The following is a 276-nucleotide window of genomic DNA, read 5'->3' as shown; positions in this document are numbered from 1 at the left end:
CCATTCGTTTGGCCCATTGTTTTGGAAAACTTGGTTTGAATTGTGAAGATGCAATGTACTGTCCACTTTTTATGACAGTGCCATCAGCAACAACTTGGTCAATGACAAGCTCTGACACATGTAGTCCGTAAGATTTTAAAGTTTGCTTTAATTCTGCTTTGTTCTTCCCTTCACGCATTGGAAATGCTTCGTGGAACTCTGCAAGATCACTCTTTATTAATTCAACCATTTCAGCAAAAACTGTTTGAAGTATATACCAATCCCCAAGCTTTATAA

Annotated in this window: 1 protein-coding gene; it reads right to left on the bottom strand. The window is 37.7% G+C overall.

The features are described from left to right. On the bottom strand, positions 1-276 hold a 276-nt coding region (locus AOA60_RS23925; RefSeq protein WP_218240840.1), incomplete at both ends, for a DNA/RNA-binding winged helix domain-containing protein.

The organism is Pseudomonas sp. 2822-17 (assembly GCF_002742485.1).
Taxonomy (GTDB): domain Bacteria; phylum Pseudomonadota; class Gammaproteobacteria; order Pseudomonadales; family Pseudomonadaceae; genus Aquipseudomonas; species Aquipseudomonas cyclaminis.
This window is presented reverse-complemented; position numbering and strand designations above follow the sequence as displayed.